The organism is Mesorhizobium mediterraneum (genome assembly GCF_002284565.1).
Classification (GTDB): domain Bacteria; phylum Pseudomonadota; class Alphaproteobacteria; order Rhizobiales; family Rhizobiaceae; genus Mesorhizobium; species Mesorhizobium mediterraneum.
Genome location: NZ_NPKI01000032.1, coordinates 89,907 through 111,731, shown reverse-complemented (window position 1 = coordinate 111,731; position 21,825 = coordinate 89,907). Strand labels below are relative to the sequence as shown.

At 60.6% G+C, this 21,825-nt stretch carries 22 protein-coding genes; 10 read left to right on the top strand and 12 right to left on the bottom strand.

Going from position 1 to position 21,825, the window contains the following annotated elements:
* Positions 1 to 10: 10 nt before the first annotated feature.
* The 7 genes from CIT25_RS24255 to CIT25_RS24225 form a co-directional block, all read right to left on the bottom strand.
* The gene (locus CIT25_RS24255) at positions 11 to 439 is read right to left on the bottom strand and encodes a hypothetical protein (protein ID WP_158302640.1); all 429 of its coding nucleotides are present in this window, start codon (positions 437 to 439) and stop codon (positions 11 to 13) included.
* On the bottom strand, positions 436 to 2,214 hold the full coding sequence (locus CIT25_RS24250; protein ID WP_095487217.1) for a hypothetical protein: 1,779 nt from the start codon (positions 2,212 to 2,214) through the stop codon (positions 436 to 438). Before CIT25_RS24250 ends, CIT25_RS24255 begins: the two co-directional genes overlap by 4 nt.
* Positions 2,215 to 2,235: 21 nt before the next feature.
* Positions 2,236 to 5,715, bottom strand: coding sequence for a hypothetical protein (locus tag CIT25_RS24245; RefSeq protein WP_095487215.1), 3,480 nt, complete (start codon positions 5,713 to 5,715; stop codon positions 2,236 to 2,238).
* Positions 5,708 to 6,076, bottom strand: coding sequence for a hypothetical protein (locus CIT25_RS24240; RefSeq protein WP_095487213.1), 369 nt, complete (start codon positions 6,074 to 6,076; stop codon positions 5,708 to 5,710). The genes CIT25_RS24245 and CIT25_RS24240 overlap by 8 nt, the downstream gene beginning before the upstream one ends.
* Positions 6,076 to 6,444: a hypothetical protein gene (locus CIT25_RS24235; RefSeq protein ID WP_095487211.1), complete on the bottom strand. Its 369-nt coding sequence runs from the start codon at positions 6,442 to 6,444 to the stop codon at positions 6,076 to 6,078. The genes CIT25_RS24240 and CIT25_RS24235 overlap by 1 nt, the downstream gene beginning before the upstream one ends.
* Before the next feature lie 68 nt (positions 6,445 to 6,512).
* Entirely contained in the window at positions 6,513 to 7,637 is a 1,125-nt protein-coding gene (locus CIT25_RS24230) for a phage major capsid protein (protein WP_095487210.1), read from the bottom strand.
* Between the two features lies 1 nt (position 7,638).
* Positions 7,639 to 8,400, bottom strand: a complete 762-nt coding sequence (locus CIT25_RS24225; protein WP_095487208.1) for an HK97 family phage prohead protease — start codon at positions 8,398 to 8,400, stop codon at positions 7,639 to 7,641.
* 171 nt (positions 8,401 to 8,571) lie between these two features.
* Here CIT25_RS24225 and CIT25_RS36470 point away from each other — a divergent pair, with 171 nt between their 5' ends.
* Positions 8,572 to 8,934, top strand: a complete 363-nt coding sequence (locus CIT25_RS36470; protein ID WP_158302639.1) for a hypothetical protein — start codon at positions 8,572 to 8,574, stop codon at positions 8,932 to 8,934.
* A 63-nt stretch (positions 8,935 to 8,997) separates the two neighbouring features.
* On the opposite strand, the gene CIT25_RS24215 is transcribed toward CIT25_RS36470, so the two are convergent.
* Positions 8,998 to 9,243 carry a hypothetical protein gene (locus CIT25_RS24215; protein ID WP_095487204.1) on the bottom strand — a complete coding sequence of 82 codons (246 nt, stop codon included), beginning with the start codon at positions 9,241 to 9,243 and terminating at the stop codon, positions 8,998 to 9,000.
* Positions 9,240 to 10,136: a hypothetical protein gene (locus CIT25_RS24210; protein ID WP_095487202.1), complete on the bottom strand. Its 897-nt coding sequence runs from the start codon at positions 10,134 to 10,136 to the stop codon at positions 9,240 to 9,242. The genes CIT25_RS24215 and CIT25_RS24210 overlap by 4 nt, the downstream gene beginning before the upstream one ends.
* 499 nt (positions 10,137 to 10,635) lie before the next feature.
* On the opposite strand from CIT25_RS24210, the gene CIT25_RS24200 reads away from it, so the two are divergent.
* Both CIT25_RS24200 and CIT25_RS24195 read left to right on the top strand, forming a co-directional pair.
* Positions 10,636 to 11,217: a VOC family protein gene (locus CIT25_RS24200; protein ID WP_095487198.1), complete on the top strand. Its 582-nt coding sequence runs from the start codon at positions 10,636 to 10,638 to the stop codon at positions 11,215 to 11,217.
* Positions 11,218 to 11,244: 27 nt separating this feature from the next.
* The gene (locus tag CIT25_RS24195) at positions 11,245 to 12,135 is read left to right on the top strand and encodes a glutathione S-transferase family protein (protein WP_095487196.1); all 891 of its coding nucleotides are present in this window, start codon (positions 11,245 to 11,247) and stop codon (positions 12,133 to 12,135) included.
* Between the two features lie 445 nt (positions 12,136 to 12,580).
* Here CIT25_RS24195 and CIT25_RS24190 read toward each other — a convergent pair whose 3' ends face one another.
* A complete protein-coding gene (locus CIT25_RS24190; protein WP_245329979.1) occupies positions 12,581 to 13,465 on the bottom strand; it encodes a hypothetical protein in 885 nt (294 codons plus the stop codon).
* Between the two features lie 428 nt (positions 13,466 to 13,893).
* Here CIT25_RS24190 and CIT25_RS24185 point away from each other — a divergent pair, with 428 nt between their 5' ends.
* A complete protein-coding gene (locus tag CIT25_RS24185; RefSeq protein WP_095487194.1) occupies positions 13,894 to 14,265 on the top strand; it encodes a hypothetical protein in 372 nt (123 codons plus the stop codon).
* Between the two features lie 205 nt (positions 14,266 to 14,470).
* Here CIT25_RS24185 and CIT25_RS24180 read toward each other — a convergent pair whose 3' ends face one another.
* On the bottom strand, positions 14,471 to 14,686 hold the full coding sequence (locus CIT25_RS24180; protein ID WP_095487192.1) for a hypothetical protein: 216 nt from the start codon (positions 14,684 to 14,686) through the stop codon (positions 14,471 to 14,473).
* A gap of 263 nt (positions 14,687 to 14,949) precedes the next feature.
* Complete coding sequence (locus tag CIT25_RS37655; RefSeq protein ID WP_245329978.1) at positions 14,950 to 15,375, bottom strand: hypothetical protein; 426 nt, start codon at positions 15,373 to 15,375, stop codon at positions 14,950 to 14,952.
* Positions 15,376 to 15,409: 34 nt separating this feature from the next.
* On the opposite strand from CIT25_RS37655, the gene CIT25_RS24175 reads away from it, so the two are divergent.
* The 6 genes from CIT25_RS24175 to pstA all read left to right on the top strand — a co-directional run bounded on the left by CIT25_RS24175 (position 15,410) and on the right by pstA (position 21,823).
* Positions 15,410 to 16,111 (top strand): DUF2865 domain-containing protein, encoded by a 702-nt coding sequence (locus CIT25_RS24175; RefSeq protein WP_245329977.1) that lies wholly within the window; start codon positions 15,410 to 15,412, stop codon positions 16,109 to 16,111.
* Between the two features lie 32 nt (positions 16,112 to 16,143).
* Positions 16,144 to 16,374 carry a hypothetical protein gene (locus CIT25_RS36465; protein WP_158302638.1) on the top strand — a complete coding sequence of 77 codons (231 nt, stop codon included), beginning with the start codon at positions 16,144 to 16,146 and terminating at the stop codon, positions 16,372 to 16,374.
* A gap of 465 nt (positions 16,375 to 16,839) precedes the next feature.
* Positions 16,840 to 17,196 (top strand): response regulator, encoded by a 357-nt coding sequence (locus CIT25_RS24165; RefSeq protein WP_425351755.1) that lies wholly within the window; start codon positions 16,840 to 16,842, stop codon positions 17,194 to 17,196.
* A 506-nt stretch (positions 17,197 to 17,702) separates the two neighbouring features.
* Positions 17,703 to 18,707 carry a PstS family phosphate ABC transporter substrate-binding protein gene (locus tag CIT25_RS24160; protein ID WP_095487186.1) on the top strand — a complete coding sequence of 335 codons (1,005 nt, stop codon included), beginning with the start codon at positions 17,703 to 17,705 and terminating at the stop codon, positions 18,705 to 18,707.
* A 121-nt stretch (positions 18,708 to 18,828) separates the two neighbouring features.
* Positions 18,829 to 20,217 (top strand): phosphate ABC transporter permease subunit PstC, encoded by a 1,389-nt coding sequence (gene pstC / locus CIT25_RS24155; protein WP_095487184.1) that lies wholly within the window; start codon positions 18,829 to 18,831, stop codon positions 20,215 to 20,217.
* A complete protein-coding gene (gene pstA, locus CIT25_RS24150; RefSeq protein ID WP_095487182.1) occupies positions 20,210 to 21,823 on the top strand; it encodes a phosphate ABC transporter permease PstA in 1,614 nt (537 codons plus the stop codon). The genes pstC and pstA overlap by 8 nt, the downstream gene beginning before the upstream one ends.
* Positions 21,824 to 21,825: the final 2 nt, after the last annotated feature.

Below are 21,825 nucleotides of genomic sequence, written 5' to 3'. Positions count from 1 at the left end.
AACCGGAACATCACGGTAGGATCATCCTTTCGCCGTCGATCGAGCGCCCCGCAAGCTGACTTCGGACAAAATGGTCGCGGCTTGCGACGGTGCGGAGATCCCATAGGCGGCCTTCGGACAGCTTGATCGCGAAAATCCGATGTACGGCATGGAGAGCCGATCGAGGAATAGTCACCTGCTCTATAGGGTTCAGCGCGACCAAGGTGATGGCATCGTCCGTCATCCCGACGAGTATCTTGACCCTGGTTTGACCGCCCGCGGAAAAGGCGTCCTCGCGGAACCAGGCGGTGACGAGATCACCTACCAGAATTTCGGCCTCGGTATCGTTGTAGCAGATGGAGCCGGTCGCAACCAACGGCTCGAGGCAAGCGCCTACGGCGTACTGGCAATATTGCTTTGGGAAAGGATTAGGCGGTGCTTTGAAGGTCTTCTGTCTCATGAAGGGCGGCCTCTGCTGTAGCTTTCGGACAGACCGTCGAACGACAGCTCTTCAGGCCCGTAGCCGGCGAGGAACGCGAGCTTGGTGAGCATGACCTCGACATCGATCAAACCCGGAAGGATGTTCGGCGGCCGATATTCGGTCCAGACATCGTCGCCGAACGCTTGGTAATAGGCGAGCTTGTTCTGATCGAAGATGCCGGTTGTAAAGTCGATGTTGTCGATCGCGGTATTCTCGGCGAAGGTGGTGATCGTCTTCGACCCAATGTTGAGCAGATAGACCCTGCCATCGGCGTTGAGACCTTCCGTCATCATGACATAGCCAGGCCTTGGCCAATATCGCTCCTTGCCTGTCGCATTGGTGCCGGTCGTGATGAAATAAGACCGATCGACAGTCACACTGTCGGCGGTGATGCCGGTTTCCGGATCGACATAGCGGACGTAGTAGGCGCCTGCGACCGTCTCAAAGACGATCAGATAGCCGGTCTGTGGATCATACCAAAAGCCAGTCGGAACGCCGGCTGATGTATAGACCGTGGCGACGGTCCAGGCGTCACCATCGAACACCGCCTCTTTGACGGTTCCTCCGCTGCTGCGGATGAAGAAGGACACCGTTCCGGCCGTCTGGCGGCCGTAGACCAGATCGCCACCAATGACAAGCGTATCTGAGACGGTGCCGATCGAGATGTTGCCGGTGATGTCGATCAGTGCATAGGGAAAGGGAGGGTCGTCTCCGAAGGCGTATCCGGTGAAGATGTAGTTCTGGCCGAACGGGAAACCGATCTTCCAGTCGAAGTTCGTGCTCGTCTCAGTGTATGACGAGACGATCTTTCCGGTCGCGACATCGTAGACGACATTGATTTCCGGAAGGGTCGGACTACCAAAGCGGACGAGTACGAAGTTCGATCCACGGATCGCATAGATCCATTCGATATTCGGCTCGTAGCCCTCCGAGCCCTCCAGCGGCACGCGATAGCGTTCGGTGTGCGTGACCGTATCGAGGACGGCGAGATAGACCTGCGCCGAACCATTGATCAGCTGATAGATGACATCCTGCGTCGGATCGTAGGCCGCTGCACGGCCGGCGGCGTTTTGTGTAAAGGTCACCGGCGTCGCCCCGGTCCAGACGATCTCCTGCGTGCCGCCGCCACCGCTTGCGGCGTTGGAAATGACGCACTTGACCGACGGCGCGCTGTCCGCGGCGTAGCCGTCGATAAAGATCATGGCGAAGTTCTGCCAGGCCCCGGCGTTGGCGCCGATTACACCTCTGGCGATCGGGTCGACTGCGGTATGGGTGCCGCCATAATAGCGGAACTGTGTCGAGGCGACGATACCGTTTTCGGCATCGAAGACAACGGCATCGTCGATCTCGACGCGGATCAGTTCATAGCCGTCGCCGAACGGATCATAGGCCAGGAGATAGCCGATCGCCGCGACCTGTTGTGAGCCAGAGATGGGGACCAGAGCAACCCGGCTGAACGGATCGTTGTTCAGCCACTTGCTGCCCGAAGGATAATCGCTGAGGTTTTGCAGCGTCGTCAGGCTGACCTGAGTGTAGCCGGTGACGATCGAAGTGGTGAGCGCCCCGCCGACGACAGGGATTCCATCCACCTTGTCGGTGCCGATGACGATCGGGATCGACCGGCCAAGAACCTTCGAAACCGAGAACGGACGATCGGCTGAGACATTTTCCGGCGGCTTTGTCGTGTCCTGCTTTACACCCGTGCCGCCCCAAGAGGCGCCCGATCCCGATCCGGGCGAAGAAAACCACACCATCAGTTCAGCCCTACAATAACGTTATCGACCACGGAGGGACCTCAAAGCGTCCTGAATGCCAAGTGCGGTGGCGCGGCGGAGTTCGGCCAGGCTTTCCTTCGAAGGAGGCGCCGATCCTTCCCAGCGGTTGGTCTGGCTGAACTGGATCGGTCGATCGCGGCCGCTGGAGTTCGATGAATCGGAACGCCGATCCTCGAACTGATCGGGCCTCGCCACGATGACACGCTCATTCGGGTTCTTGAAGAATTCGACCTTCTGAGTATCGCCAGGTGCGATCATGCCGCCGCTGTCGAAGCCGACGTTCTGGCCACGGAACACGCTCCGCATGGCGTAATTATTGTTGGCGGCCGAGCTTCTCTCATAGGACGTCGACCCGGCGCTGCCGAGCGGCGATTGGCCGCCATAGACAATGTTGCGAGCGATTGTTTCGGGAGAGGCATTGAGCCCTTGGAGACCATAGCCTGTGATGCCACTGCCGACGATACCAGCTGCATGAAAGTTGGATTTGACGCTGGCGAGGACCCTTCGGTATCGCGCGGAGAGCGCGTCATCCTCGCTGACGCTGCTGCTGGACGATGATCCGTCATAGGACGAACCACCGGAACCGCCGTACCCGCTGGATGAGAGCTTATCGATGCTTTCGAACGTCTTGCGGGTGTTCGCCTCGATGTTCATGAGGACCGTCCAGAGGCGGTCCTGTTCACGCGTCGCATCGCGACCGGTGAAGGCAGATTGCGGATCGGCCAGACCTCCCTGCAGCGCATCCACCTGGTTCGGCGTGAAGATGCCGACGGTCTCCTCCGGCGACTTGAAGAACGAGACCCGCTGCGTATCGCCAGGATGGATCATGCCGCCGGTGGCGAAGCGGGTGACGTTGACTGTGGAAGTGCCGAGATTGCCCGACCCGCCCATGCTCCCGTAGCCGCCCGTGCGCGGGACGCTATTCGAAGTGATCGATGGGCCGGACTGCTGGCCGGCGACACCACCGTAACGGGTGACACCAACTGTGCTGGTGCCTCCGCTCTGGTTTGGCACATCATAGAGCGACTGCGTGCCCGACCCGACCTGCTTGGTGACGACGGTGATGGTGACCGTCTTGTTCGGGATGTTCTTGATGCTGGCCGACAGGTTATCGACACCGGATTTGAGGTCGCGAACCTTGAGCTCGCCGTTGATGATGCTGTTGATGAAGGAGTTGATCGCGGTCGGATCACCACCAAGTTGCAACAGGCTTTGGCGGAGCAGTTCGGTGCTTTCGTGAAGCGACCCTATCGAAACATTGCCGGTGTCATAGGCGTCATAGAGCTTGTCGATCGCCGTGACCGTGCGCTCAATGGCCTCAGTGGCCTTGTCCTGGTCTCCTGAGAAGGCATCGCCGAAGACCTCGGAAACGGGCGTTACAGAAGCCGCGTCGAGCGTCTCCTGAATGTCCTTGGCCTGGTTCTTCATCGTCTGCAGCTGCTGCGACGACTGTTCCAACCCGATGAGCTGCGCCCGTTTCGCATCCTCGAATGCGCGGGTGACGTTGATAACCTCCTGGCCGACGCCGCCGATCTGAACCGATACCCCGCTTGCTGCCTTGCCGACGCCGCCTATGGCGGAACCGAGGCCGTTGGCGCCGCCGATCGACTTGTCGAAGCTGACGTTGCCGAGGGCCTCGAGGCCTTCCAAAGCATGGTTGGTCTGGATCTGATCGACGACGCGTTGTCCGAAGTCGCGCAATGGCGTCGAATTCAGTATCGCCATCACCTCTTTCAGATGCTCGGCGTTTGCGGCGGCCAGATCAGCCGACGCGGGGTTCTCGATCCGACCGAGATCGACATTGTCGATCTTGGTCAGCATTCCTCCGAAGGTGTCGTTCAAGTGATTGATCGCGGACGCCACCTTGTTAATCGCGGCTTCCATGATGGACACCAGCGCGTTGGCGGCGCCAATAGCCGCAGCCTCCACAATCGTTGGGAAATTGCTCCAGATGAAAGCGATGTCGGAGCCGACAGCCCTAAACGCGTTGATCGTCCATTCCGCCAAATCGGTCGCCGCCGATCTGAGCTTCCCGAAAGCGTAGCTGATCGGAGAGACGATAGCGGCGTCGATCATAGGTCCGATATTGAAATCGCGGTTTAGGGTTTGGAAAATAGCGTGGAAGGTCTCGCCGAACCCGACGACGCGGTGCTCCGCCTCACTCGCCGCGTCTCGGATCGAGTTGAAGCCAAGCGCCAGGCCGCCGACGGCGGCACCCGCCAGTGTGCCGGCAGCGCTGGCGGCGACGGAAGCGAGCCGCGACAAAACCCCGCCAAGCATACCGCCGATCTCGCCGAGGGCGGCCCTTAGGCCGCCGCGGCCCATGAATATCTGACCGATCTGGGCGACCTGGAAGCCCAGGTTCTGCAGGAAGTAGAGCGGCGACTGGAACGCCAGCGGAATCGACTGCGCGATGTCGATCATCTGGAACTGCAGATTGCGCATTTCGAAGGAGGCAAGCTTGCTGCCGCGGCCGATCGCCGCCGCGGTCGCGTCGAACCTGGTCCTGACCATCGTTTGCGCCGCGGCCAACTCCTCGGCCGAGATCGCACCTCTCTGCGCCAGGACAGCATACTCGGCCAGTTCGGCGTTGACCCGCTCCTGAGCGGCGGCGAGCGGATTGAGCTCAGCACGCAGCCCGGCGACCTTCGCCGCCATAAGGTCGGCTTCCCGACCAGCCTCCTCGAATATCGAGGCCGAGGCGCGTGCCGAATTGCCGCCAGCGCCGATGCCAAAGGAGGCATTGAGGTCGGCCTGGAATGCCGCTCCGATCTGTGCGGCCTTCAAACGCGCGACATCCTCGACCCGGTCTAGCTCGGCGGCAAAGACCGATGCGGCGTCGCGCGCCGATTTCGTGGTTCCGGCGACAAGGCTGCGATCGAGGTCGATCCCGAACGTCTGCCCAGCTTGTTGAGCCTTCAGCGCCGCGATCTCGTCGAAGCGGTCGAGCTCGGCCGCGAAGACGGACGCCGACGCCCGCGCCGATCCGGCGCCGATGTTGCCGATGCCGAGCGTCCGGTTGATGCTCGCCTGCGCCTGTTCGGCGGCAAGTGCCTCGCGGCCCGCCGCCGCCAGCTCTCGATAGCTCTGCGCCTGTGCCTCGGCCGCGGCGGCAACGGCATCGTGTTTCAGTATCGCGAGATCGAGGACGCGCGCGACCTCCTTGTTATCGACACCAAGTTTGATGCTCGCCGCATCAGCCGCCAGGATTGCCTTCTCCAGCATCTGCGTGGATCGGAAGGTAGGGTCGACAGACGCCTTCAGGCGGTCCCAAGCGCGCGCCGTTGCGGTGATCGAACCGGCCGAACCGACCATGACGGCGGTCTGTTTTTCGATCGCGGCCGTTGCCGCCTGTTCCCGTTGGACGAAACTGTTTTGCGAAGCCGCCGCCGCCTGCATGGCCCTCACATAGGCGGCTGCGCCGACCTCTGCGGGCCTCGCGTCGATTCGAAGCTCGGTAATGACGACTTCGTTAGCCATGCCGTGTACTCTTCCGCTCCGGGAATGGATCGAAGATCTCGTCTGTGAAAACGAAGTTGAGCTTTACGAATTCGGTTTCCTCGATCTCCGGCGCGGCGACGGCTTGCCGTAGTGCCTTTCGCGCTTCCATCTTTCGCCCCCTCTCGAACAGAGCAACGATTGAGCGCAGCCTGGCCAAGCGGTCATTGAGCAATTTGCGCAGCGAAGCGACCAGATCCACGCCGGCCTTCAAGTCACCATAGGCGATCAATGCGGCCTTCCTCGTCACTTCGACCTCGTCAGCCAGGTCGAGCGCGTGCGCGGCGATCTCGGTCGGCGTCATGCGCTGGTGCGCAACAGCCAATGTTTCGCGAGCCGACATCAATTCATCGCCTTTGCTCGCGGCGCCACGCCGGTGCGCCGACGCTGAAACTCGTCGGCCAGGATGAGGCAGATACGACGCCAGAGATATTCGGCGGCCATTGAGCGGCGAAGCAGCTGCGCCTGCAGCTCGGTCTCAACGCCGTCTTCGATCGTTTCCATCGCGATCGCCTTCACCTCGTCGCAGGTCTTTCGCGCATCGACCGCCACCTCCTTCAACTGGTCCATGCTGAGAAAGGTGACTCGGTTTGGCATCTCCTCCAGATCGGCGAGCTGCTTCTCCGTCATCTGGGCTCGCGCGAGCCGGTCGTATTCGGCGTGAGGGTCCTCTTCAAGCGCGCGCTCGTCGAGTACCGGAATATCCGTCATGCTGCTTCTCCGTTGTCGGACAGCGGAAAGCGGGGGACCGCCAGACGCGGCCCCGCCTCACGTCGTGATCAGGTTGAGCACTTCAGCTTCTTGATCGCTTCGGCAAGCACCGCGGCTCCGCCGACACGCCTACGTGCGTGAAAGCGAATCAATCCGCTCGTCGCCTGGCTGTAGGGGTCACGTAGGAGCGACAGCGAAACGCGATCGTAGATCCTGTAGGCGGTTTGGAAGTCCCCAACAGCGATCGGATAGAGGTTGGCTCCCTCGGACGGCATATCGACAGCTTCAACGACTGGTCGGCCGAGGATGGTTTCGGGCTGCCCGGCAGCCAGAGCGGGCTGCCAGATGTAGTTGTTCTGCCCATCCTTGAGCTTGCGGACCGAGGCCAAGGTCGTGCCGTTCATCATCCAGGTGGACCGGTTTCGATAGAAGGGCGCCAGCGAGTAGAGAAGGTTGATTAGTCCGTTCGCCTGGCCGTTTACATCGGCGATGGTAGCCGCCGTTCCCGAAACTGAGGAGCCAATCTCAGAACTGCTCATGAAGCCGGCGGGCTTATTTACGCCGTCGCCCAAGACAAAGGCGGCCCCCTCGAGGCGGCCGAACTCCTGGGCGAGATCGAACGCGAGTTCGGAGTTCATATCGACTGCGGCATCTTCGACGAGTTGCTGAGAGATGTCCACGTAGCAGCTCGCTTCGTAGACGACGATCTCCTTCTGACCATAGGACGGCGCGCTCTCGGGTCGCGTTTGCGTCTCCGTCACCCACTGCGCCGTCGGCGCTCCGGTGCGCACCGGGAGGATCACGCTCTTGCTCATCGTCGAGCCGACGCGAGCGGCTTGACGCACCGGAGAAAACTGCACGACGCCCTTGATCACCTCGCCAACGAAATCACTTGGAGCGAGATACCCGCCTCGGGTGTCCTCACCAACGATCAGCGACTTCACCTCGTCCTGTGGCATTCTCTGCTCGCCGAAGGAGATGTAGCTCCCGAACGCCTTCATCTCCTCGGACTCCTTGAGGCCAGCCGGAGTGACGCCTCCTGCGGGAGCGCGCGCGATGGCGACCTCCAGTTTTGACAAATGGTCGGCCATCTTCTTGAAGTCGGCCTCAAGCTTCCTCTGGCCTACGACTAGCGTTTTGACTTCGCCGTGATAGCCATCGAACGCCGTCTTCAGCTCTGCAAAATCGTCCATTTCAACGTCCTTTCAGGTCTGTTTTTGCCCCCTGGATCGATGCGATCAGGTCGGCAATTTGGTCGTGGTTGTTGTCTCCGTCTTGGGTCGGCAGAGAAGTCCAGCCGCTTGCGGCGATTATGCCGGCCGCAGCCTTCGAGAAGCCGGCATCGCGAAGGAAGTCCTGGAATTCACGGATCGTCTTGATACCGTCGGCGGGCGCGTCGTCGCCCAATAGGCGCTTCACGTCGTAGACGCGGGACAACACATTCGACGGATCGTCGACGAGCGAGACCTCGCGCAGGTTGGCGGTCTTTATCCAGCGAGCAGGCTCGCCTAACTTGCCGGATCCTTTGCGGGATCCGCCAGGCGGCACCCGATATCCAATCGAGAGGCCACTAAGACCGCCTTCCCGGAGCTGGGCGTAGTTCCATTTGCCCTGTTCGGTGTCCAGGCCGATCAGTCGGCCTTTGACGTGGAGGCCGTTCGGATCCTCCGACATCGCATCCCAGACGCCGATCGGCTCGTGTCGATTGCCTGTCATGGCGCCGTGCATCTTGTACATCGGCGGCAGCGACCGACCCTCGCGCTGACGATCGAGCAGCGATTTCGCGAAGGCACCAGGCTCGATGACGTCGCCATGGCTGTCGGTGTTGCCGAAAACAGAGCCATAGCCTTCGAAGGTTCCTGGCGCTCCGCCGCTGGCGAATTTCGCCTCGAACGGCGCGCCGATGCAGCCGAAAGACGGCTGCGTAGCTGGGTCATGAAGGGCATCGCGCGTCATAGGCGCACCTCGAGCGATATTGCGAAAGGGGTTGAATTCACCACTTCGCCCGGCATCCCGCCGGCGCTTTGAGGCGCGGTCTCAGCATCCCGCCGATGACACGCAAGGTGGAATCTACGCATCGTTGCCCTTTCCGTCAACACTACCCGGCGAGGATGTGGATAACTGACCTTGGGTGTTGATGCCCAAGTGTCTAAGTTCGCCTGCCTCGGCGCGCTGGACGAGCTCGGCCGCAAGTGCTCGGCCCTGCGCGTTGTAGGCTTCACTACGCCGGCGGCTGCGCTCCCTCCGGCAGGCTTGGCTGCAAACCTGGCGAAGGCCTCGGCTCCCAATCTGGATTTGGTCGAACGGCTGGCCGCAGATGCTGCAATCGCATCGGACTTGCGTCCGAGGAGCCTCAGTAAAATATTCGTCGGTTTTGCGTTCCCGCTTCGCGACTTCGCCAGTAAACATGTGCGTTTTCAGGTACTTAAGTGCTTTCATGACCACATCACCCCCTCTTCCGGGCCTTCCCCGAAAATTCCGCGAAAATAAAAAACCTCTGAATGAGCCCGGTTACGGCCCCCGTATCCGCCCAGAGATTTGACCCTCCCCCCCTCACCGCGCTTGCCTCTGTAGGCGACGCCAGGCCCGGAGGAAGCCGGCCGCAGCGGCTCTGGCGTATGGCTCTAGCGCGCGGCTACCAATGCCAGCGTCTGCTGCTGGCTCCCGCATCGAATCCCTCATGATGTCGACGACAACCTCGGTCGGATATCGATCGTCGGGATAGAGCCGGTAGTGACGTTCCGCCATGTCATCGCCGAACTCGCGATGACGGCTAAGTGCGACTGGATCGAGCTTCATGATTTGGACCTTTCCCCCTCAGCGAAGAGCTCGGGATAGAGCTCGGGGCGTTGGCGTTGGAACTTTGTCGGCTGCTTCACTGCTGCTGGCCGCGGCGTTGTTGCCGGCGCTGGGCTCGCCTTCGGCCGCTCGGGCAGCGCTTTCCACATCCTTTCGGCGAGATACCTGGTGAGGCTGCAGATCAGCTTTCGACCGGCCGATCGATTGATCGCGACGAACCTGTCGATCTCGCTGACGGCATCGAGGCGATCATCGAGCGACAGCGCGTCCCATGCTTTCCGTGCAGCCTTTGGGCTATCGATAACAGGCCAACGCTTCAGTGCTTGATCGAAGTCATCCATCGCGCGCTCTCTCTCAATTGATGGTTCTTCTGACGAGTCGGGGCGCATGGGTGCGCCCCGTGGGGGCGCATGGGTGCGCCCCGTCTGCTGGGTGTCACGGGGTGCATGGGTGCGCCCCGTCTGCTGGGTGTCACGGGGTGCATGGGTGCGCCCCGTCGACTGGGTGGTACGGGGTGCATGGGTGCGCCCCGTCTCGCCCTTTTTCTGACGCCGCTCATCGGCCTTTTCGAACTCCGGCAACTTCGGAAATGTGTCCAGCCGAGCGACGTTCATTTCGTAGCGCCTGGTCATGCCAGGAGCGCCACCCTTGTCGTTTCCAACGACCCGAAACCACCAATCGCCGGCCGCGTCATCTCCTGATGGCATGAGCGAGCGGAGGACGCGTTTTGCTTGAGATCTGCTGACGCGCATGGCCTCGGCGAGCAGTGCAATTGAAGGATAGAGGCTATCGCCATCGTCGTTGCACCAATTGGCCATGACCAACATGCACGTGAGCTTGCTGCCGGCCACCGGCGCGCGCTGAATGACCTTAGTCATGACGTCGATGCTCATGCCCGCGCGGCCTCGCGCAGCACGGCGATGGCCTGCAGCGGCGTCAGGCCAAATCGGGACCGAAGCGCAGGAATGACCGGATGTTCGCAGGTGGCCGCGTTCGCTCGGTACCACGCTGCCGCGATATCGATGGCGGCTGTTGACTGATGGCAAAGGCCAGTCGTTCCGCCGACAGGCAGGTTGGACAACGCGCCAAAATCGCTAATCGTTTCAACGAGGGGGGTTAAGAGGGTTGGACGAGCTAAGCCACTGATTTTGCGGTTTACTGCCACGCCCCTTGGGCGTACCAAGGATTTCAAATTTGCGTACACGGATATCGCCGTCGGTCAAAGCCGGAGTCGTCGCTTCTGGTGCGGCGCCCTCAATTGAATTAGCATCGCTTCATGTAACCGAAGGGCCAAGGGTCCAGGACGGTGCGCAGAACGCCGCCGGGACGAATCTGTCGCGCGGCGAATAGATCGACGCTCGTCGGGAACGAGAAGATCTAGGGAGAGGGCCAATGCAAAAACTGCAATCCCAGGGCGTCCATCACATCACGCTGGTCGGCGCCGGGCGTCAGACCTCCATCGATTTCTGGGAAGGCGTGCTTGGCATGCCTTTCATCTTCGAGCAGCCCAACCTCGACAAGGCCAGCGAAAGCCACCTCTATTTCGATCCGGGCGATGGCCGGCTGATCACCATCTTCACCGACGAGAGCCGCACGCCGGAGAAACGGCGCACGCCGACCGATCCGGGCTGCGTCCATCACATCGCGTTTGCGGTGTCGCGCGTCACCTTTCTGCAGGCGGTCGCCCGGCTCGACGAGCGCGCCATCAAGCATAGCGGCGTCAAGGATCGCGGTTTTATGGATTCGATCTATTTCGAGGATCCGCTCGGCCTGCTGATCGAGCTCGCCTCCTACCGTTTCGAGCCGCCGGCGGGCTTCACCCACGCCGACGTTCTGATGCAGGCGCACAAGATCCGCGTCGCGCGCGGCGACTATGCAATAGCCGAAGTGCATCTCGCCGACGCGATCCAGGCGCTTATCGAGCGCTCCCGTGCGACTTTGTCGGACGACCGGACACCGAAAAATCCATACTGACGACAGCAACCGCGAGGGAGGACCATAATGGCAAAGACGACAACCAAGAGTGCGAAGAAGCCGGCCGCCAAGGCCGCTACGAAACCAGCTGCCAAGGCCGCGACAAAGCCTGCAGCCAAGGCGTCGAAAGCTTCCGCCAAGTCGGCAACGAAAGCCGTCGCAAAACCTGCAGCCAAGGCGTCGGCGAAGTCCGCGCGGAAGGCCGTAGCGAAATCAGCGAAGAGGCCCGGACTGACGCTCAGCATGCTGAAGCCGAGCGTCAATAACATGAGCGTTCGGGTGTTTGCACGGGCGGCGGGGCTAGATCATTCCGAGACCGACGTATGGGGCCACACGCGCTCGCCTGAATACATGGCGCGAAACCCAGCCCATCTGACGCCGATGATCGAGGACAAGGGCTTGCCGAGAGGCGTCTTATGGGAAAGCTGCGCCATCATGCAGTATCTCGCCAACAAGCATGGGCTGGAGAAATTATATCCGAAAGCGCCGGCCAAGCGGGCGATGATCGACAGCGCTATGTTCTACCTGATCGGCACGCTCTACCCCTATGTGGCGCGCGCCACCTATCCTGCGCTGAACTTCCCGCAATATGCCGGCGAGGTCGGCCACAGCGACGCCCACCCCGACAGGAAATCGGAGGCCCAGAAGGCCGCGGCGGCCGCAATTGCCGAGCCGCTGGAGGTCTTTCACTCCTTCTTCAGGAACGGCAAGCCGTTCATCGGCGGCAAGAACCCATCGATCGCCGACATCCGTCTAGCGGCGACGCTCGAATTCCTCGCCGTCATCGACTACGCGCTGCCCCAATGGGCAAAGGAATATATGGCGGCGATCGAGAAGAAGCTCGGCAAGGCCTACGCGGAGCCGGCCAGCGACGTGCGCGGCTATATCGCCTATGTGAAGTCACAGGCCGAGGCGTGAGGCTTTCGCTCTAACGGTTGCTTCCTAAGCCGACCTAAAACAGAGGTCGAAAGCCCTGCCTTTTACTGGACGTAAGAATGTTTGAAGCGTCGACGAAGAAGCGACGGTTGACCTGGGGGCATGGGTCCCGATGATGGGGCCGCGCGGGTGGCGTCCATGGAAGGGACTGTACATGACCCGCAAACTACCTTTATTCGCCGCGTTCGGTTTGGCGCTTGCTGCCCTGGCGGCGTGTGACCAAACTCAATCAGGAGGAACGCAGGCGACGACCGCTGGCCAATTGCCGCCACCTCCAGCCGACACGATGACGCCGGCACCCGCAACCCCGCCAGCTCAGACCGCCCCTGTTCAGTAGCAGATCGTAGCTTCAAAAATGGAACCCTCGCCCAAGGCGGGGGTTCACTTTCGGCATCGCCAGAGCCCAACAGGTTGTTGCGCTTGTCGTTCAGGGACCGAATATCACAAGCTCGGTGAACGTCAGATCTCCAAGCGAGGGTGGTTTGGGGCCCTTGAAATATTTCAGCCCCCTGTTGTGGCGGTACCGCCCGTGCAGACCTGCAATCGGCTCCTTGGCGTCGACGACGCAAAGCAGGATGCCGCTTCGCAAGAGAAAGCGCCCCACAGCGCCGGCGCACCGGCTCAAATCCGCGAGGGAGCGGCAATAGATGACCTGATAGCACGGGACAAGACCGCGCAATATTCGGCGCGGCATCAATACGAAAGGAAACGCCACGCCGTCGCAAATGCAAATCAATGACATGCAGCCCAGCGCGGAGTGTTCCGAGAGTATGTATCTCTCACTGTCGGGCAGCATCGCCATTTCCGCAAGATCGGGACGAGCCTCGAGCACGCGATATGACTGCGGCACTGAATTCAAAGCCGGCAAGAAGGCGAATTGTCCGGTGGAAAAGGGGCGAAAGCCGAGCGCCCAGTTAGCCTTTAATGTCGCGGGCGCCGGCGAAATATTCGTGTACGTCACGTCCCTTTGCTTGAGAATCGTCGTAACCAATTTGGCGCCATAGGGACGGGATTCCGCGTCGACGGACCAGCTTGAAAGGTTGCAGCGGACTTCGTCCCCTTCCTGCCCGCGATAACGGGTATATAGGGTCAGCACAACGCCAACGATCCGACCAGCCTTCTCCAAAGCCAAGCCGTATTGTGGGAACTCGGCGACGGCAGGCCGCTGCGACAAACGGGTCAGCGCCTGTATCCAGTAATTCCGGTCACGCTTCGGAAAGCCCCGGCACAGGCAGTCGACCACCCCTTCCCAATCAGCTTCGCGAATTGGTCGACAGAGAACGTCGGGAGGGAGGGCGCCAAGCACGGCCATAAATCGACTTCCAGAATACGATAGTTACTTCGATATGTCTCACGCGCCAACATGTTGGTGCACAACGATTAATAGTCTGTGCTGGTTTTAAAAACGACTTTCCGCATTCATCACGAGAACGCCGATCAAGGTTGGCCAGGACACGTCGGTGAGCAGCCCCGCCAGCTAAGGATTTGTTAACCAAAGCCCTATCTACTGATCGGCAATTCACCCCCAATTCGTGACCACGGATGTACTGGCGCGGGCGAGGTGAAAAGGAAAGGTCGGCCATGTGCCGGCCTTTTTGCTCTCAAGGGCCATTTCGCCGGGGAAACTGCGGCCTGACTTCGCGATTGCCGGGCATCAAGCCCTTGCAAAACATATTGTCATCGTCGCCATTGTCCGTACCATATCGCTGTGCGGGCAAGGCGGAAGGACGAGGACTTGCAATGAAACGCGCTGCAGGGCTTTGCGTGATTGCGGGCGCGATATTGGCAGGCGCCACCTGTCAATCGAATGCCGCATCGCTCAACACCATGGACGATGTCGGGGCTGCGATCCAGGCGTGCTGGACCCCGCCGGCAGATGCCGGGAATTCAACCGTCACGTTGAGCTTCAGCTTCAAGCGCAATGGCACGCTGATCGGCCCGCCCAGGCCGGCTGCCATCAACGTGACCGGCGACGCGAAGGCACGGCAATCCTTTGTCGATGCCGCGATCGCCGCCGTGGAAGACTGCTTGCCGCTGAGTTTTTCGCCGGCGCTCGCCCAAGGGATTGCAGGCAACGTCTTCACCCTGCAATTCAGCTCGCCCAAACAGTAATCGGGCGTCACCCCAAGGCAAAGGGCCGGGCGGGCGCATTCAGCCACGCGTAACCGGTGGCGCCATCCCAAAGCGATCGGGCCGAATTCCGGTACGAGATGTCAAAGCGCGTCGCGTTGAAACGGATTCAATCGCCACGCTTTAAGCCTTTGTTTTTATGCATGTCGTTATCCCAAAACCGCTGCGCACTTTTGGGCGACATGCTCTAGTGCTGCCCACGCCTCGCATTGACATGGCGCGCCAATTCCGGCGTTTCGAAGACGTAGTCGCTCCAGGCCGATTCCGGAATCTGGCCGGACAGATAGCATTCCAGCAAAAGACTTTGCTCAGGACTGAGAGGTCTCGGCGCGCGCTCATGATCCAGTCCAAGCGAATGAAACAGATTTCTGGTCAGGCCCGAGACAGTGAAGTGAATCGACATGTACGTCTCCTTTGACCGTCCAGCGCATGGTCCCAAGACCGGAAACGACATGCGCCAAATCAGCGTCCTTTGTGCATCCAAAGGGACGCGCGGCGCTGCAATGGCCATTTAACGCCGAAGACAGGACAAAGGTTTCAGTGCGAAACTGCCGGTAACGCCGGATTGATCGGAAATTCACCGGTCGATCGAGGAGTCCGAAACCTGCCAGTCTGGTCAAATTTTCGGCAGTGGCGCGGGTAGCCGGCGTTGTTTTTGGTTTCGTCTCAATCTTGAAACAAAAGTGCAATATTGAATTTACGCGAATACATGTAATACACTAGTATTAAGGTCTCTTGAAACTGCAATTTCGCTGGAATTAGGTGGTGCTCATTTAGAGAACCCTTATTCACCATCAACAAAGAATGCGGTTCCAGGTTATCGGCAGAAACAATGGCAATGGTCGCTCCAATGACACGCTTCTGGTCTGACATGTTTCTTTTGCCGGTATTGGTGACGGCATTTATGCTCGGCACTTCCTCTTCATACGCGGATAGTTGCAGCGCGATCAAAAGCCAAATGCGTTCGGCCGAACGCGGCGGCGGGTCGAGCCCGCAGCTTGCGCAGTTTCGCCGGCAGCTTGTTGCGATCCAACGGTTGGAGAAACAGCGCCAATGTTCGGCCAAAAGTTCGCTGGTCGGGTTCTTCTTCAACCCTTGTGCCGATCTCGTCAGGAGCAAGGCAGAGGTGCAACGCCAGATCGCGGCCGCATCGAATGCGCGCAGGAATACAGCCGGCCTGCGGGCCAGGTTCGCCGCCCTGGGCTGCGCGCCCACCGCCAAGCAACAGAATCGGCAGAAAGAGCAGCAGCAGGACCAGCGTTCGGCAGCCAAAACCCAGACCGCTGGCCTGAAATATGCTGGCAGCCCGATGCTGTTTTGCGTGCGCCTGTCGGACGGATATTTCTTCCCCGCGCCAAAATCGCAGTTCGCCAAAAGAGACGATCTGAAGGAGACCGTCGATCAGTGCCGCTACATTTGCGACGATCCAGGTGTCGACCTCTATACGCTGGAGGATGCCAGCCTCGAGACCGAAGCGATGGTCGCTCTCGAGACGCGAAAACTCTACACAGAGCTTGCGACCGCTTTCAGGTACCGCGACGACGCGAATTTCAAGGCGTGTAGCGTCAAGCGTTATTCTCGGCGGGTCGCCGAACTCAGGGCGCGGACGGTAACGCCCGCCAACATGGCCAACGCCATCATTCCATTGCCGACGACAAAGCCGGATCTTGGCGCCGTTGCAGAAATTCTCGGACCCGATGCCAAAGCTCCGGATCTCGGGGCTCCCAATGCCGAAGCCAAGGGCGCCGCTCAGCATCAGTCGATCGAAAAATTAACCGAAACGCGGCCGGTAAGGGTGGTCGGGCCGGCTTTCTTCCCCGAAAACTGACCCCGTGGAGCTTAATTTAGATCACCGTTTGAATGCCGGTCGGCTATTCGCAGACCATGCGGACCCGTTTTCCGGGTTGGCTGATATTCCTGCAAGTGAGCGGTTTTGCCGGCTCGGATGACGGCGTCGGCGGATCTTTGGAAATCCTGGTGATTTGCCTTCTCGGCGCCACGGGGGTGTTGGTTCTGCGGACCTCGGCTTTTTTCGGCGTTTCGGGCGCCACAGGAAACACATCGGTCTGCAACTGGGGCTGTTCGGCTTGAGCCTGCTGCGGCGGCCTGTCCCAGAACCGCCGGACATCGAGCGGCCTTGGAATGACGACGGTGCCGTCATAACTGCGCGAGCAGCCGCTCCCGAACAGCAGCATCGGGCATAGCAAAAAAGGCAGAATCCGTCCCAACATCGACAACACCCTTACGGGATTGTAACGCGGCTTCGGTTCTAGCGGCAACGAGCGAATTCCAAATCCGCCGCACTGGTCACGATCTGTTAAGGTTAGCGGAACGTTAATGCTTGTGGGACACATTCCACCGACGAGCCGCCGGCCGGCGGTTCCGAGAACGACATGGCGCAGTCATCGCCGGTGCAACCGCCGCTGCCCGTATACGGAGCCGCGTCCGGGCGGGCGCTGCTGCAGCCGCCACCGGTTCGTCCCCGCACCAGCACGCCGGCAGGCCACCGGGCATCGGCTGGATGTCCTCGTTGCCGAGGACAACGAGGTGAACCAAATGGTTTTCACTCAGATTCTCGGCGAAACCGGCTACGGCTTCGAGATCGTCGGCAATGGCCGCAAGGCGCTCGATGCCTTCGGCAGGCTCAATCCGCGCATGATCCTGATGGATGTTTCGATGCCTGAGATGAACGGCCACGACGCGACCGCCGCTATTCGGCGGCGGGAAGAAGAGACCGGCACGCATGTCCCGATCGTCGGCGTCACCGCGCACGCGCTGAAGAGTGATCGCGAACGGTGCCTGGAGGCGGGCATGGACGATTACCTGCCCAAGCCCATCAGCCCCAGGGCCTTGCTCGAAAAGGTCGAGCGCTGGCTCGGCGCGGACGGCGAAATCCAGCGCAACGCGGGGTAGGCATCCGCGTCAGGCTGCAGAAGTTCACTTGAGATTCGGCGACGCGTTGCGGACGAGACTATGGTGCGATCGCACCATACCAAAGCGTGCGCCAGGTTGGGACAATAAGCACATTCGAGTTCCGCTCCTCCAGTTACGGGCGGGAGCAGCGACCGCCGGCAAGAAACAGGGTCAGATTTACCCCAACGGACCTGTTTCGGCGATGGCGCGGCCATGACCTCCTTTGGCCGCATGCAACGCGCTCCCGCCCGGATTTTCTTTTTCGACGCAAATTTGCACCGCCTGTCCGAGGAAATGCCGGCTGGAAACCGTGCAAGCTGCTGATTCCAGCGGCAAACCACGGCTGTGCCGGCGAGACCCGCGGCGCTTCCCTTTCGACATGGCTGTGCGGCGTTACCGGGCTGACATCAAACTGTCATGCGACTGTTGTAATCGGGGGCTATTGGCCTCAGCGGGCGCCGAAGGAATGGCGCCGAGAGACCATATTCCGAACAGGAGCAGGCCACATGAAGAAATTTCTCCTTACGGCGTCGGCCGCGGCGCTTGCGCTCGCCACGTCGGCTGGTTATGCCGCCGCGCGCGACCAGATTCAAATCGTCGGTTCGTCCACAGTGTTCCCATTCACGACGGCTGTCGCCGAAAAGCTCGGCCAGAGCGGACAGATCAAGACCCCGGTCGTCGAATCGACCGGCACCGGCGGCGGCATGAAGCTGTTTTGCCAGGGCGTCGGCGAAAATACCGCCGACTTCACCAATGCCTCGCGCGCCATCAAGGACAGCGAGCTTAAAACCTGCAAGGCAAACGGCGTGACGCCGGTCGAGATCAAGGTCGGCTTCGACGGCATCGTGCTCGCCAACTCGAAGGCAGGGACTGTCGTCGATCTGACCAAGGAACAGGTTTTCAAGGCGCTCGCCAAGAATGTCGCAGTTGACGGAAAGGTCGTCGCCAACCCCTACAAGAACTGGTCGGATGTCGATGCGTTGCTTCCCGCGACAAAGATCGAAGTGCTTGGCCCGCCGCCCACGTCTGGCACGCGCGACGCGTTCGTTGAACTCGTCATGGATGCGGCCTGCCAGGAAGAGGTGAAGGCGGCTAATGAAAAGGGCTGCGGCGAAATCCGCGAAGACGGCGCTTTTGTCGAGGCCGGCGAAAACGACAATCTGATTGTCCAGAAGTTGGAAGCCAACCCCAATGCCTTCGGCATCTTTGGTTTCTCGTTCCTTGACCAGAATGCCGACAAGCTGCAGGGCCACAAGGTCGACGGCGTCGAGCCGACCTTCGAGAACATCGCATCCGGCAAGTACGGCGTTTCCCGCTCGCTCTACATCTATGCCAAGAAAGAGCATGTCGGCGTTATCCCCGGCATGCAAGAGTTCATCGCCGAGTATACCTCGGAGGGTGCATGGGGTCCTGAGGGTTATCTGGCCGACAAGGGCCTGATCCCGCTGCCGGACGCCGAGCGCGCCACGTGGGCCGAAAACGCCAAGGCCCTGAAGGGCATGGGCTCCTGATTTTTTCGGGGTCCGGGCAAATATCCGCTCTGACCCTCATGCTCTAAAGCACAAAGCGCGGGACCAACGTCCCGTGCTTTGAGCCGGTGAATGGCCGGCGGTCGAGGGGACGTCCTGAATCATGGTCGGTTATCTCGTTGTTCTTCTCTTAGTTCTGGCTGCTGCGGCCTATTGGATAGGTCGGACACGCGCCATCGCCAGTGTCAATGGCGACGTCGCGCGGTTGCATTCGCTGCCTGGCCAACATGGCATGTTTCTGGCGCTTTTTGCTGCCGGTCCCGCGCTGCTTGCGATCGTGTTGTGGTCGATGGTTACGCCGGGAATTGAATCGTCGATCATCGCCGACCGCTTCTCCGCCGAGCTGTCGGGAATGGGCGTTCCGCAGGTCGAAGCTTTCATCCGCGACGCTCGTGCGATGGCATTTGGCGGGCTTGTCGGCTTCGCCGATCCCACGAAAGAGGCAGCCGCGGCCGTCTACAAATCGATCCATACGACCAGCGCCTGGATCATCTGGGCCGTCGCGCTCCTACTTTCCGCGTCCGGATTTTACTGGGCCTATTCGCGCATCGCACAGGCCTATCGGGCGCGCCACGTTGTCGAGCGCGTTCTTCGCGCATTCTTGATCACCTGTTCGGCGGTCGCGATCCTGACGACGATCGGCATCGTTTTGTCGCTCATATTCGAATCCTTGCGGTTCTTCCAGCAGGTGCCGCTCTATAAGTTCCTGTTCGGCACGCATTGGTCGCCGCAGAGCGCCTTCACCGGCGCCGGAGCGGAAGCCGGGGCGGTCAACCAGGACATTTTTGGCATGGTGCCGCTCTTTGCCGGCACGTTGCTCATCACCTTCATTGCCATGCTGGTAGCTGCGCCTATCGGGCTGATGGCTGCGATCTACCTTTCGGATTACGCCTCCAAAAGCGTCCGCGCGGTCGCAAAGCCGGTATTGGAAATCCTTGCTGGCATTCCGACCGTCGTCTACGGTTTCTTCGCTGCGCTGACGGTTGCGCCCTACTTCCGCAGTATGGGCGAAAGCCTGGGCCTCAACGTTGCGTCCGAATCCGCGCTCGCCGCAGGCGTGGTCATGGGTATCATGATCATTCCCTTCGTTTCCTCGCTTTCCGATGATGTGATCAACGCCGTTCCGCAATCCCTGAGAGACGGTTCTGCCGGCCTCGGCGCGACCAAGTCTGAAACCATCCGCAAGGTGATCCTTCCCGCGGCCCTTCCGGGCATCGTTTCGGCGATGCTGCTCGCAGTCAGCCGCGCAATCGGTGAAACAATGATCGTGGTCATGGCCGCAGGGCTGGCGGCAAATCTCACGGCCAACCCGCTCGAAGCGGTCACAACAGTGACGGTGCAGATCGTGACGCTGCTTGTGGGCGATCAGGAATTCGACAGCGCCAAGACGCTTGCAGCCTTCGCGCTCGGCCTGGTGTTGTTCTGCATCACGCTTACCCTCAACATCGTCGCTTTGCGCGTCGTCCAGAAATACCGAGAGCAATATGACTGATGCGATCGCGTCATTCGGCGCCGGCAGACGGCCGGTCAGCATTCATACCGACGATGCCGCGAAGGCACGGCTGAAGGGCCGTTACCGCGCGGAAACGTGGTTCAAATGGCTTGGCGCCGCAGCCGTCGCGTTGGCCGGCTTGTTCCTTGTGCTGCTCTTGTCGACGATCGTCACGCAGGCGATCCCGGCGCTGCGGCAGAACTATCTGACGCTGCCGATCGATCTTTCGGCGGCCAAGGTAGACGCGGCGAAACTCGACGCCGTCAACTACGACGCCATCGCCCAGGAAGCGCTTACGGCAAAATTTCCGGATGTGACGAGCCGTCAGGACAAGCGCCTGCTGCGCGGACTGATTTCCACGGGCACAGGCGTGTTCCTGCGCAAAGATATCGCTGCTGATCCGGGGATGCTCGGAGGAACTGTGGACTACGCGGTTCCACTTGACGATTTTGCCGACCTTTATCTCAAGGGTTTGCTTGCCGACGTCGGTTCGGACGAGGCGATTTCGACAAGCGTCACGCCTTCGCAAAGCAGCGGCGACATCGATCTGACCTTCGGCGACGATGCCATGCTGGCGTTGGCGCGTGGCCATGGTGCGACCGAGGGCGAAAACGGCATGCTCACGCTGACGAGCGGCGCGTCGTCGCTGCTGGTCGCGTTCAATGGCGGCACGGTCAAGCTGACCGCGCTGTCGCCTGGGGCCAACGGAACGGCGGTCGCAAAGGGCACGGTGATCGAGGCGCTGGACAGCACGGCGCCAGCCGCGAGCGGCCAGGCATTCCTGCGGGTCATCGACACGCCGGAAGCATCGCGAAAGATTTCGGACAAGGTGATCGTCTGGCTCGATACGCTGAAGAGCGCCGGCCTGATCGAAAGCCGGTTCAACTCGATCTTCTTCTTCACCGGCGCAAGCCGCGAGCCGGAACTGGCTGGTATCTGGGGCGCGGTCGTCGGATCGTTCCTGACCATGATCGTAACGCTCGCCATCGCCTTCCCGATCGGCGTTTCGGCGGCGATCTATCTTGAGGAATTTGCGCCCAAGAACCGGCTGACGACGATCATCGAAGTGAATATCAACAATCTGGCGGCGGTGCCTTCGATCGTCTTCGGCCTGCTTGGACTTGCCGTATTCCTGAATTTCTTCGGCCTGCCGCGCTCGGCCCCGGTGGTCGGCGGCATGGTGCTGGCGCTGATGACCCTGCCGATCATCATTATCGCCTCACGCGCTTCGCTGCGCGCCGTGCCACCGTCGATCCGCGAGGCGGCGCTTGGCATCGGAGCGTCCAAGGTCCAGACCGTATTCCATCACGTCCTGCCGCTGGCGATGCCGGGTATCATGACCGGCACCATCCTCGGAATGGCGCATGCGCTGGGCGAAACCGCGCCGTTGCTGATGATCGGCATGGTCGCCTTCATCGTCGACATTCCCGGTGGCTTCACCGATCCCGCGACGATCCTGCCGGTGCAGATATTCATGTGGGCCGATTTTCCTGAAGCGGGGTTCCAGCAGAAGACTTCGGCGGCGATTTTGATTTTGCTGGTGTTTTTGGTCATCATGAATGCCATCGCGGTGATACTGCGCAGGCGCTTCGAGCGGCGCTGGTAAGG

Excerpts from the sequence above, each read along its gene's own strand:
- CIT25_RS24240 (WP_095487213.1), bottom strand. The coding sequence starts at position 6,076 with ATGTCGGCTCGCGAAACATTGGCTGTTGCGCACCAGCGCATGACGCCG.
- pstA (WP_095487182.1), top strand. The coding sequence starts at position 20,210 with ATGACTGATGCGATCGCGTCATTCGGCGCCGGCAGACGGCCGGTCAGC.
- CIT25_RS24230 (WP_095487210.1), bottom strand. The coding sequence starts at position 7,637 with ATGGACGATTTTGCAGAGCTGAAGACGGCGTTCGATGGCTATCACGGC.
- pstC (WP_095487184.1), top strand. The coding sequence starts at position 18,829 with ATGGTCGGTTATCTCGTTGTTCTTCTCTTAGTTCTGGCTGCTGCGGCC.
- CIT25_RS24210 (WP_095487202.1), bottom strand. The coding sequence starts at position 10,136 with ATGAGCATCGACGTCATGACTAAGGTCATTCAGCGCGCGCCGGTGGCC.
- CIT25_RS24255 (WP_158302640.1), bottom strand. The coding sequence starts at position 439 with ATGAGACAGAAGACCTTCAAAGCACCGCCTAATCCTTTCCCAAAGCAA.
- CIT25_RS24200 (WP_095487198.1), top strand. The coding sequence starts at position 10,636 with ATGCAAAAACTGCAATCCCAGGGCGTCCATCACATCACGCTGGTCGGC.
- CIT25_RS24190 (WP_245329979.1), bottom strand. The coding sequence starts at position 13,465 with ATGGCCGTGCTTGGCGCCCTCCCTCCCGACGTTCTCTGTCGACCAATT.
- CIT25_RS24225 (WP_095487208.1), bottom strand. The coding sequence starts at position 8,400 with ATGACGCGCGATGCCCTTCATGACCCAGCTACGCAGCCGTCTTTCGGC.
- CIT25_RS24165 (WP_425351755.1), top strand. The coding sequence starts at position 16,840 with ATGGTTTTCACTCAGATTCTCGGCGAAACCGGCTACGGCTTCGAGATC.
- CIT25_RS24195 (WP_095487196.1), top strand. The coding sequence starts at position 11,245 with ATGGCAAAGACGACAACCAAGAGTGCGAAGAAGCCGGCCGCCAAGGCC.
- CIT25_RS24185 (WP_095487194.1), top strand. The coding sequence starts at position 13,894 with ATGAAACGCGCTGCAGGGCTTTGCGTGATTGCGGGCGCGATATTGGCA.
- CIT25_RS24235 (WP_095487211.1), bottom strand. The coding sequence starts at position 6,444 with ATGACGGATATTCCGGTACTCGACGAGCGCGCGCTTGAAGAGGACCCT.
- CIT25_RS24160 (WP_095487186.1), top strand. The coding sequence starts at position 17,703 with ATGAAGAAATTTCTCCTTACGGCGTCGGCCGCGGCGCTTGCGCTCGCC.
- CIT25_RS24250 (WP_095487217.1), bottom strand. The coding sequence starts at position 2,214 with ATGGTGTGGTTTTCTTCGCCCGGATCGGGATCGGGCGCCTCTTGGGGC.
- CIT25_RS24215 (WP_095487204.1), bottom strand. The coding sequence starts at position 9,243 with ATGAAGCTCGATCCAGTCGCACTTAGCCGTCATCGCGAGTTCGGCGAT.
- CIT25_RS24180 (WP_095487192.1), bottom strand. The coding sequence starts at position 14,686 with ATGTCGATTCACTTCACTGTCTCGGGCCTGACCAGAAATCTGTTTCAT.
- CIT25_RS36465 (WP_158302638.1), top strand. The coding sequence starts at position 16,144 with ATGCCGGTCGGCTATTCGCAGACCATGCGGACCCGTTTTCCGGGTTGG.
- CIT25_RS24245 (WP_095487215.1), bottom strand. The coding sequence starts at position 5,715 with ATGGCTAACGAAGTCGTCATTACCGAGCTTCGAATCGACGCGAGGCCC.